General features: G+C 67.5%; 13 protein-coding genes. 12 read left to right on the top strand and 1 reads right to left on the bottom strand.

Features of this window, described 5'->3' with window-relative positions:
- The first annotated feature begins 12 nt into the window (after positions 1-12).
- The 5 genes from lpxD to gloA all read left to right on the top strand — a co-directional run bounded on the left by lpxD (position 13) and on the right by gloA (position 3,939).
- Complete coding sequence (gene lpxD, locus HUK84_RS06035) at positions 13-1,083, top strand: UDP-3-O-(3-hydroxymyristoyl)glucosamine N-acyltransferase (protein ID WP_176639469.1); 1,071 nt, start codon at positions 13-15, stop codon at positions 1,081-1,083.
- A 92-nt stretch (positions 1,084-1,175) separates the two neighbouring features.
- Positions 1,176-1,661: a 3-hydroxyacyl-ACP dehydratase FabZ gene (fabZ, locus tag HUK84_RS06030; protein WP_176639467.1), complete on the top strand. Its 486-nt coding sequence runs from the start codon at positions 1,176-1,178 to the stop codon at positions 1,659-1,661.
- 125 nt (positions 1,662-1,786) lie between these two features.
- The gene (gene lpxA / locus HUK84_RS06025; RefSeq protein ID WP_374729271.1) at positions 1,787-2,629 is read left to right on the top strand and encodes an acyl-ACP--UDP-N-acetylglucosamine O-acyltransferase; all 843 of its coding nucleotides are present in this window, start codon (positions 1,787-1,789) and stop codon (positions 2,627-2,629) included.
- 9 nt (positions 2,630-2,638) lie between these two features.
- Positions 2,639-3,523 carry an LpxI family protein gene (locus HUK84_RS06020; RefSeq protein WP_176639466.1) on the top strand — a complete coding sequence of 295 codons (885 nt, stop codon included), beginning with the start codon at positions 2,639-2,641 and terminating at the stop codon, positions 3,521-3,523.
- A 26-nt stretch (positions 3,524-3,549) separates the two neighbouring features.
- The gene (gene gloA, locus HUK84_RS06015; protein ID WP_176639465.1) at positions 3,550-3,939 is read left to right on the top strand and encodes a lactoylglutathione lyase; all 390 of its coding nucleotides are present in this window, start codon (positions 3,550-3,552) and stop codon (positions 3,937-3,939) included.
- Positions 3,940-3,958: 19 nt separating this feature from the next.
- On the opposite strand, the gene HUK84_RS06010 is transcribed toward gloA, so the two are convergent.
- On the bottom strand, positions 3,959-4,177 hold the full coding sequence (locus tag HUK84_RS06010; protein WP_176639458.1) for a hypothetical protein: 219 nt from the start codon (positions 4,175-4,177) through the stop codon (positions 3,959-3,961).
- A gap of 154 nt (positions 4,178-4,331) precedes the next feature.
- On the opposite strand from HUK84_RS06010, the gene rpmH reads away from it, so the two are divergent.
- The 7 genes from rpmH to HUK84_RS05975 form a co-directional block, all read left to right on the top strand.
- Positions 4,332-4,466 carry a 50S ribosomal protein L34 gene (gene rpmH / locus HUK84_RS06005; protein ID WP_012553083.1) on the top strand — a complete coding sequence of 45 codons (135 nt, stop codon included), beginning with the start codon at positions 4,332-4,334 and terminating at the stop codon, positions 4,464-4,466.
- Between the two features lie 88 nt (positions 4,467-4,554).
- On the top strand, positions 4,555-4,905 hold the full coding sequence (rnpA, locus tag HUK84_RS06000; RefSeq protein WP_176639464.1) for a ribonuclease P protein component: 351 nt from the start codon (positions 4,555-4,557) through the stop codon (positions 4,903-4,905).
- Positions 4,902-5,177, top strand: a complete 276-nt coding sequence (gene yidD / locus HUK84_RS05995; RefSeq protein WP_176639463.1) for a membrane protein insertion efficiency factor YidD — start codon at positions 4,902-4,904, stop codon at positions 5,175-5,177. The genes rnpA and yidD overlap by 4 nt, the downstream gene beginning before the upstream one ends.
- Before the next feature lie 21 nt (positions 5,178-5,198).
- A complete protein-coding gene (gene yidC / locus HUK84_RS05990) occupies positions 5,199-6,968 on the top strand; it encodes a membrane protein insertase YidC (RefSeq protein ID WP_176639462.1) in 1,770 nt (589 codons plus the stop codon).
- Positions 6,969-6,981: 13 nt separating this feature from the next.
- Positions 6,982-7,653 (top strand): ribosome biogenesis GTP-binding protein YihA/YsxC, encoded by a 672-nt coding sequence (gene yihA, locus HUK84_RS05985; RefSeq protein ID WP_176639461.1) that lies wholly within the window; start codon positions 6,982-6,984, stop codon positions 7,651-7,653.
- Positions 7,654-7,700: 47 nt separating this feature from the next.
- Positions 7,701-8,630 (top strand): acetylglutamate kinase, encoded by a 930-nt coding sequence (gene argB, locus HUK84_RS05980; protein ID WP_176639460.1) that lies wholly within the window; start codon positions 7,701-7,703, stop codon positions 8,628-8,630.
- Positions 8,631-8,774: 144 nt separating this feature from the next.
- Positions 8,775-9,521, top strand: a 747-nt coding sequence (locus HUK84_RS05975; protein ID WP_176639459.1) for a 2,3,4,5-tetrahydropyridine-2,6-dicarboxylate N-succinyltransferase, incomplete at its 3' end; no start/stop codon positions are given.

Raw genomic sequence — 9,521 nt, 5'->3', positions numbered from 1 at the left:
GGCGCCGGCGGCATGGACGGGCAGGACGCGGCACGGCCGGGTGACGAGCGGTTCTTCACGCGGAAAGGGCCGTTCACCCTCGCGGCCCTGGCGGAATGCGCGGGGGCCCGGATCGAGAACGCGCGGGACGACGCGGATCCGCGCCAGTATACCGGGATCGCCCCCCTGCAATCCGCTGGCCCGCAGGAGGTCAGTTTTCTGGACAACCGCCGCTATGCCCCCTTGCTGGAGCAGACGCGCGCCGGTGTGGTGATCCTGGCGCCGGCCTTCGTCGACAGGCTGCCCGCGGGGACGGTCGGACTGGTTTGTTCCGCGCCCTATCTGGCCTGGGCGCGGATCGCGGCCCTGTTTCATCCGGTGCCGGCGATCGTGCCGGGGATCCATCCCAGCGCGGTGATCGGCGAGGGCGCGCAGATCGATCCTTCGGCGCAGATCGGCCCCTTTGTTTCGATCGGCGCGCAGGTGCGCGTGGGCGCGGGCAGCCGGGTGGATGCGCATGCCGTCATTGGCGATGGAGTGCGGATCGGCGCGGGCTGCCGCATCGGCGCCCAATGCAGCGTCTCGCACGCGCTGCTGGGCGACCGGGTGACGTTGCTGCCCGGGGCGCGGATCGGCCAGGAAGGTTTCGGCTTCGCGGTTGGGCCGGATGGATTCGAGACCGTGCCGCAACTGGGGCGCGTGATCCTGGAAGACGGGGTCGAGGTCGGGGCGAATGCGACGATCGATCGGGGCTCGTCGCAGGACACGGTGATCGGCGCGGGCTCGCGCCTCGACAACCTGGTGCAGATTGGCCATAATGTTCGCCTTGGCCGATGCTGCATCGTCGTCTCCCAGGCCGGAATCTCGGGTTCCACGGAACTGGGCGATTTCGTCACCGTTGCGGCCCAGGCCGGTTTGATCGGTCATATCCGTATTGGAACCAGGGCCCGCATCGGCGCCCAGTGCGGTGTGATGTCGGATGTCGAGGCGGGCGCCGATGTGATCGGCAGCCCGGCAATGCCGTTTCGGGAATTTTTCCGGAATGTCGCCGTGCTGCGGCGTCTGGCGAAGAAGGGAACGAAACAGGGTGACGGTGCGGCCTGAGGCAGCGGGCCCCCGGAAGTCAACCGGGACGGGCGGGCAAATGGGTCGCTGGGCGACGGGCCGCGCCATCCCGAGCAAGATGGTCGGACGACGTGGATAAAGAAGTAGAGGTTCCCTCGGCGGGCGAAGGCCCGACCTGTATCGAAGCCATCGATGTCATGCGGATCATGGAGGCGATCCCGCATCGCTATCCGTTCCTGCTGATCGACCGGATGGTCGATATCGTGCTGGGCCAGTCGGCGGTCGGCATCAAGAACGTGACGGCCAGCGAGCCGCATTTCCAGGGCCATTTCCCTGCGCGGCCGGTCATGCCCGGCGTGCTGATCATCGAAGCGATGGCCCAGACCGCGGCCACATTGGTCGTGCTGACGCTGGGGCCGGCCTTCGAGGGCAAGCTGGTCTATTTCATGACGATCGACGGGGCGAAATTCCGCCGCCCGGTCGGGCCCGGCGACCAGTTGAAGATCCATGTCGAGAAAGAACGCAGCCGCGCGAATGTGTGGAAGTTCAAGGGCGTGGCACGGGTCGACGGCGTGTCGGTGGCCGAGGCCAGCTTCAGCGCGATGATCATGGGCTAGAGCGGATGATGCTCTAGTGTCCTGCTCCGGATGCGCGAACGCGGATCGTCCGGAAGCCTGCAACCAGAAGCCTGATTCTGCCGGGAGAGAGTATATTGACCGATTTGGCTGGACCGGATGCCGGAATTCAGGCCGCCGAGATTCATCCCTCGTCGATCGTTGCCGAGGGGGCGCGGATCGGGCGCGGCGTGCGGATCGGCCCATGGTGCATGATCGGCCCGGACGTCCGGATCGGCGACGGCACGCAGTTGATCGCCAACGTGATCGTCGACGGGCAGACGCAGATCGGCCCCGGCGTCACCTGCTATCCGTTCACCACGATCGGCATGGCGCCGCAGGATCTCAAATATCGCGGCGAGGCGACACGCTGCGTGATCGGGGCCCGCACCGTCATCCGCGAGAATGTCACGATCCATCGCGGCACCGCCACCGGCAGCGGCCTGACCCAGGTCGGCGACGATTGCCTGATCATGGCCAATTCCCACGTCGCGCATGATTGCACGATCGGGAACGGGGTCATCATCGTCAATAATGTCGTCATGGGCGGGCATGTGACGATCGGCGATCATGCGCGCATCATGGGCTCGGCCGCCCTGCACCAGTTCGTGCGCATCGGGCGCGCGGCCCTGGTCGGCGGCGTCTGCGGGGTCGAGGCCGATGTCATTCCCTATGGCAGCGTCCTGGGCAATCGCGCGCGCCTGGTCGGGCTGCACTGGATCTGGCTGAAGCGCAACGGCGTGCAGCCGGACGAGATCCATCGCCTGCGCCGCGCTTTCCGCGCGCTCTATCCCCGCGCGATGGAAGACGAGACCGCGGCCTTCAGCCAGAGGCTGGACGCGGTGCGCGCCGAATATGGCAACGAGCCCCGGGTGGCCGAGATCCTGGCCTTCATCGAGGCCCCCAGCCATCGCGGCCTGGTGCGCGTCGCGGGCGGCGGCACGGCATCCATCGAAACCGACGGCGTCTGAACAGGGTCCATGGCCGTGGCCGGCGTGACCTCGCCTGACGGCAAGCCGGGGCCGATCCTGTCGGGCGATTGCGTGGGAATCCTGGCGGGCGGCGGCCCGCTGCCCGGCCAGGTGGCCCAGGCGGTCGCCGCGCTGGGACGGCGGGTCTTCATCGTCGGCTTCCAGGATTTCGCCGAACCGGCCGTAATCGGATGCTGGCCGCATCGCTATGTCCGCCTGGCGGCGGCGGGTGAGATCCTGTCCTGCCTGCGTGCCGAGGGCTGCCGCGACCTGGTCCTGATCGGGCCGGTGCGCCGTCCCTCCTTTTCCGACCTGCGGCCCGACGCCGCGGGCGCGCGGATCATGGCGCGGATCGGCCGGGCCCTGTTTTCCGGCGATGACGGATTGCTGGCGGCCATCGTCCGCGTGCTGGGCGAGGAAGGGTTCGCCATCCACGGCGCCCACGAATTTCTCGCGGCGTCGGTCGGACGGCGCGGCGTACTGGGCCGCGTACGGCCCGATGCCGGGGCCCAGGCGGATATCGACCGCGGACGGACGGTGGTCGATGCGATCGGGCGGCTGGATATCGGGCAGGGCTGCGTGGTGCAGGACGGGCTGGTCCTGGCGGTCGAGGCGATGGAAGGCACCGACCGCATGCTGCTGCGCGCGGGCGAATGCCGCCAGCCCGGGCGTCCGGGCGGGGTTCTGGTCAAGATGCTCAAACCGGGGCAGGATCGGCGGGCGGATCTTCCGACCATCGGGCCGGATACCGTCAGGCGCGCGGCCCAGGTGGGCCTGCGCGGCATTGCGTTCCAGGCCGGGGCCACCCTGCTGACCGACCCGGACTTGTGTATCGCGGCCGCCGACGCGGCCGGCCTGTTCCTGGTCGGAATCGATGCCGAGGGCGAAAACTGACCGGTCTTCCAGACAGGAGAATGTTCATGGGTTCATATCTGCATACGATGGTGCGCGTGCGTGACCTCGACGCCAGCATCGCATTCTACTCATTGCTCGGCATGCGCGAGCTGCGCCGGCGCGAAGTGCCCGAGGGCCGGTATACCCTGGTTTTCCTGGGCTATGGCGACAATGCGTCGGGCCAGGCGGAAATCGAGCTGACCTATAATTGGGGCAAGGATGACGGCTATGAGATCGGCACCGGTTTCGGCCATTTCGCAGTGGGCGTGCCCGATGTCGCGGCGATGGTCGAGGCCGTGCGGGCCGGCGGCGGCAAGGTGACGCGCGAGGCGGGGCCGGTGAAGTTCGGCACGACGGTCATTGCCTTCGTCGAGGATCCGGACGGCTACAAGATTGAACTGATCCAGCGCACGTAAGGGAATATCCTGAATATATTTAGCCGCGCAGATCCTTCAGCCGGTGCACGGCCTGTTCGATCGACTGGATGATCTGCTCGGCGGCCTCGCGGATCCCGGGGTCGGCATGCAGGCTCAGCCGATCGGCCGTCAGCATCGCCGGCGCCAGCAGGCCTCGGACGTCATGCAGGATCTTGCCGACGGATGACGATTCGGCGGCGGATGACGCGCCGTCTTGCGGAGGGGGGGCGCCGTTCATGCTTCTGTTCTCCGCGCGTGGTCTTTGGCACGTTGACGTGCCGGAAAACGAACAGTATAAGGCGCGCCTCGGGTCGGGTGCCGCGAATTGCGCCCGAACGCGCCGTGGAATTTAGCCGCGGCATATTTGTTGCTGTCAATCTGGGAGTGCCGTCGTGAAGCGCACGTATCAACCGTCCAAGCTGGTCCGCAAGCGCCGTCACGGCTTCCGCGCCCGTATGGAAACCGTCGGTGGCCGCAAGGTCATCGCGAACCGCCGCGCCAAGGGCCGCAAGCGCCTGTCCGCCTGATTGCCAGGCCGTCGTCTCCGGGCCGTGGCCCGGGGCGACATGGCCCCGCGATATCACGCCGGGGCGAGAATACGAAAGGCTGCTGAGCGTGGCCGACCGGTCCGTCCGTCTTAAGAAACGTGCAGAATTCCTGCTTGTGGCGTCTCGCGGACGGAAGGTTCCTTCACCCGGTCTGGTGCTGCAGGCGCTGGAGCGGGGCGATTCCGATCCGGCGCGGATCGGCTTTACCGTGACAAAGAAGGTCGGGAACGCCGTCGTCCGCAACCGGACGCGCCGCCGGCTGCGCGAAGCCATGCGGCAGGTCGCGCATGAGGCGCCGCTCAGCGGCGTCGATCTGGTCCTGATCGGGCGTGGCGGCACGCGGGGGCGCGATTTTTCGGCGCTGCTGGGCGATCTGCGCCGCGCGCTGCGCAAGGCGGGCGTGCGGGGGGATTCATGAAAGCGCGCCTGGGCGCGATCCTCTCCCGGCCGTTGATCGGCCTGATTCGCGCCTATCAATGGATCTTCCGCCCCGTAATGGGGATGAATTGCCGATTCGTCCCGTCCTGCAGCGATTACGCGCTGGAGGCGATCCGCCGCCACGGGCCGTTTCGCGGCACGATTTTGGCGGCGTGGCGGATCTTGCGTTGCAATCCGTGGAATATCGGCGGATACGATCCCGTGCCCGAGCGGGGGCCTGCGCGCGGTCCCTGTTGTTCCTCCCACAGATAACGTGAGTCTGGCTGGTTACTGATGGATACCAAGCGCTTTATCGTGGCGACCCTGCTGTCCGCCATGGTCCTGGTCGGCTTCGAATATTTCATGCCGAAGCAGACCCATCAGCAGGCCGCGCAGCAATCGGCGCAGGCCACCAGCCAGACCCCGCCGGCCAACCGGCCGGTACCGGCCGCCCCGATCGCGGGGGCGAGTTCGCAGCCGCAATCCATTCCGGCGCCGCAGGCCGAAACCCGTCTGCCGATCGACGGGCCGAAAGTCAGCGGGTCGATCGACCTGCTGGGCGCGCGCCTGGACGATATGGTGCTGCGCGACTATCACGAGACGATCCGCAAGGGCAGCCCGCTGGTCCGCATCCTGGAGCCGGCGCGCGATCCGCAGCCCAACTATGTCGAGATCGGCTGGATGAACCTGCCGGGCGGGCAGGTGCGCGTGCCCGATGCCAATACCGTCTGGACCGCCGATGCCCCGAAGCTGACGGGCGAGAAGCCGGTGACCCTGTCGTGGGACAACGGGCAGGGCGTGACCTTCCAGATCGTCGTGTCGATCGACAGCCATTACATGTTCGCGGTCGAGCAGCGGATCGTGAACCATTCGGCCCAGCCGGTCGCGCTCTATCCGTTCGCGCGGGTCGACCGGGCCTATACCCCGGTGGAAACCGGCGGCTACCTGGTGCATGAGGGCCCGATTTCGGTGATCGACGGGCGGATGGACGAAAGCTCGTACAAAAGCCTGCGCACCGGCGCGACCCCGCCGGCCAACCAGTCCTGGACCCGCGCGGGCCAGAACGGCTGGGCCGGCATCACCGACAAATACTGGCTGACGGCCGTCATTCCGCAGCAGGGCACCGCGGTCACCGGCAGCTATGGCTACCAGGCCAATCAGGGGGCCGGGATCTACCAGGTCGGCTTCATCGCGCAGGCGCCGACCACCGTGTCGCCGGGCATGACGGCAGCGACCACCAGCCACGTCTTTGCCGGCGCCAAGGAAGTGAATTTGCTGGAGCATTACGAATCCAGCCTGCACATTCCGGATTTCTGGAAAGCGGTCGATTTCGGCTGGTTCGCCTTCCTGACGCGCCCGATCTTCTACGTGCTGGACTGGCTGAACACGCTGCTGGGCAATTTCGGCCTGGCGCTGATGGCCTTCACCCTGCTGGTCAAGGGGCTGTTCTTCCCGCTGGCGACGCGGCAATTCCGCTCGATGGGCAAGATGCGGCAGCTCCAGCCCAAGGTTCAGGAGATCCGCGAGCGCTATAAGGGCGACCAGATGGCGATGAACCAGCACATGATGGCGCTGTACAAGAACGAGGGCGTCAACCCCGCCGCGGGCTGCATGCCGGCGCTGGTGCAGATCCCGGTGTTCTGGAGCCTGTACAAGGACCTGTACATCACCATCGAAATGCGCCATGCGCCGTTCTTCGGCTGGATCCAGGACCTGTCCGCGCCCGACCTGACCAACCTGTTCAACCTGTTCGGGCTGATCCCGTGGGATCCGACGGTCTTGTCGCCGTTCCTGCAATTGGGCGTGTGGCCGATCCTGTTCGGCCTGACGATGTACCTGCAGCAGAAGCTGAACCCGGCGGCGATGGATCCCGCGCAGCAGCGCGTCTTCCAGATGATGCCGGTGCTGTTCACCTTCTTCATGGCGCGCCAGCCCGCGGGCCTGGTGATCTATTATTGCTGGAACAACTTGCTGACGATGGCGCAGCAGATGCTGATCCAGCGTCGCCTGGACGGCGCGTTGAAGAAGGGCGGCGTCCCTGCGGCTCCGGCCGTGCGGAAGTGAGAATGCGGGCCTGATGTCGGAGTTTCACATCCCCCCCCGTACCGAGGAGGAAGAGGAGCAGTTGCGCGAAGCCGGGCGGCTGCTGTTCGCCGGATCGTGCGATTTCTTCTTCGGCGCCCAGCGGCTGGACCAGTTGCCGCCCACCGACATGCCGGAAATCGCGTTCGCGGGCCGGTCGAATGTCGGCAAGTCCAGCCTGGTCAACGCGTTGACGGGGCGCAAGGCCCTGGCCCGCGCGTCGTCCGAACCCGGTCGGACCAAGCAGCTCAATTTCTTCAATCTTGCCGGGCGGCTGACCCTGGTGGACATGCCGGGCTATGGCTATGCCAAGGCCGCCAAGGCGGTGAAGGAAGATTGGCAGGGGCTGATGTTCGATTATCTGCGCGGCCGGCCGACGCTGAAGCGGGTGATCCTGCTGCTGGATTCCCGGATCGAGATCAAGGAATCGGACCGGGCGGTCATGACCCTGCTGGACCGTGCCGCCGTGACCTTCCAGATCGTGCTGACCAAGTGCGATGCGCCGCGCCCCGGCGCGCTGGCGGCCAAGCGCGCGCAGGCCGCCGAACTGGCCCGCCAGCATCCGGCGGCATACCCCGATATCCTGGCGACCAGCAGCGAAAGCGGGCTGGGCATCCCCGAACTGCGTGCCGAGCTGGCCACGCTGGCGCTGTCGCAGGCGCAATGATCCTTTATGACTACCCGGACGACGATTAAGACGACAGGCAGCATGCGATGAGTGACACGGGCAACGCGATCGCCGGCACCGAGGTGCAGAACCTGAAGGACGCACAGGAACGCGCGGCCGTCCTGGCGCAGGCCCTGCCGTTCCTGCGCCGCTATGCCGGCGACACCATCGTCGTCAAATATGGCGGCCATGCGATGGTGGAGGATTCGCTCTCCGAGGCATTCGGCCACGATATCGCGCTGCTGAAGCTGGTGGGCGTGAACCCGATCGTCGTGCATGGCGGCGGGCCGCAGATCAGCGCCATGCTGAACCGGCTGCAGATCCCCTCGACCTTCGTGGACGGGCTGCGCGTCACCGACGCCGCGATGGTCGACGTGATCGAGATGGTCCTGGCCGGCAAGGTCAACAAGCAGGTCGCCGGCCTGATCAACCAGGCCGGGGCCCTGGCGGTCGGGATTTCCGGCCGCGACGGCGGGCTGATCACCGCGCGGCGGCTGCGGCGGACGGTACGCGACGCCGACAGCCAGATCGAGAAGGTGCTGGATCTGGGATTCGTGGGCGAGCCGGTGCGCATCGACCCGCGCGTACTCTATGCGCTGTCGGGCTCGGGCCTGATTCCGGTCGTCGCCCCGGTCGGCGCGGGCGAGGATGGCGAGACCTACAACATCAACGCCGACACGGCCGCCGGCGCTATCGCCGGCGCGGTGCACGCCACGCGCCTGTTGATGCTGACGGACGTGCCCGGCGTGCTGGATGAAAACGGCGAGCTGATCCCCGAACTGACGGCCGAGGAGGCAAGGCGCGGCATTGCCAGCGGCATGATCAGCGGCGGCATGATCCCCAAGGTCGAGACCTGCCTCGAGGCCGTGCGCAGCGGGGCCAAGGCGGCGGTGATCCTGGATGGACGCGTCCCGCATGCCTGCCTGCTGGAACTGTTCACCGAGGCCGGGCCGGGCACGCTGATCCGCGGCGAGTGACGGCCCCGCGGCACGGAGCGGCCCACGGCCGGGCCGGGATCGAGAGTCGTTGACAGCATGGGGCATCCTCCGCATGGTCCCGCGACAGGATGACCGCGCGGCGGCCCGGCAGCGCCGCCGCCACTGACACAGGATTGCAGAGTTATGAACGACGAGCACGCCCTACGGACCCAGATCGAGGCGGCATGGGATCGGCGCGACACGCTGTCCTCCGCCACGACCGGCCCGGATCGCGACGCGGTCGAACAGGCGCTGGCCGGGCTGGATGCCGGCACGCTGCGGGTCGCCGGCCCGACCGACGCGGGCTGGGTGGTCAATGAATGGCTGAAGAAGGCCGTTCTGCTGTCGTTCCGGCTGAATGACAGCCAGGTGATGCCAGGCGCCCCCGCGCCGTTCTATGACAAGGTGCCGCTGAAATTCGCGGGCTGGGACGACGCCGCCTTCGGCCTGGGCGGCTTCCGCGCCGTGCCGGGCGCGATCGTCCGCCGGTCGGCCTATGTGGCGCCGGGCGTGGTGCTGATGCCCAGCTTCGTCAATGCCGGCGCGCGGGTCGAAAGCGGCACGATGGTCGATACCTGGGTGACGATCGGAAGCTGCGCGCAGATCGGCCGCAACTGCCATATCAGCGGCGGCGTCGGAATCGGCGGCGTGCTGGAGCCGCTGCAGGCCGCCCCGGTGATCATCGAGGATGATTGCTTCATCGGCGCGCGGTCGGAAGTGGCCGAAGGCGTGATCGTCGAGCGCGGCAGCGTGCTGTCGATGGGCGTGTTCCTGGGCGCGTCGACCAAGATCGTCGACCGGGCGACGGGCGAGGTCTTCGTCGGCCGCGTGCCGGCCTATTCGGTCGTCGTGCCCGGCACCCTGCCGCCGCGCGAGGCGAGCAGCGCGGAC

Origin of the sequence: Nguyenibacter vanlangensis, assembly GCF_013376155.1 — a bacterium.
GTDB classification, from domain to species: domain Bacteria; phylum Pseudomonadota; class Alphaproteobacteria; order Acetobacterales; family Acetobacteraceae; genus Gluconacetobacter; species Gluconacetobacter vanlangensis.
This window is presented reverse-complemented; position numbering and strand designations above follow the sequence as displayed.